The sequence below is a fragment of the Salinimicrobium oceani genome, assembly GCF_012037645.1.
On sequence record NZ_JAAVJR010001360.1, the window covers coordinates 1 to 321 of the forward strand.

Consider the following 321-nt stretch of genomic DNA (forward strand, 5'->3'; position numbering starts at 1 on the left):
TCCTGACTGTTCAAGATATTTCACCAATGCCTCATGCTCTTCCTGTGCCATAGCGCCAAGCTCAAACATGTCTCCTAAAATGGCAATTTTAGGAGTTGTCTCCATCTTCGTGAAATTGTCCAGGGCTGCAGCCATACTCGAGGGATTGGCGTTATACGCATCAAGAATAAGCTTCCTGTTGTCCTTCATGATGATCTGGGAACGGTTGTTCTGCGGGACATACGCTTCCAGGGCAGCCTTGATCTCTTTAGGATCGATTTCAAAATATTTTCCAATGGTATATGCGGCTGCCATATTAGTGCCGTTGTACTTTCCTGTAAG

1 protein-coding gene is annotated in these 321 nt (G+C 45.5%); it reads right to left on the reverse strand.

Annotated elements, in window-relative coordinates; all coding sequences use genetic code 11:
* On the reverse strand, positions 1-294 hold a 294-nt coding region (locus HC175_RS22205; RefSeq protein ID WP_317172397.1), incomplete at its 3' end, for a glutamate ligase domain-containing protein.
* Positions 295-321: the final 27 nt, after the last annotated feature.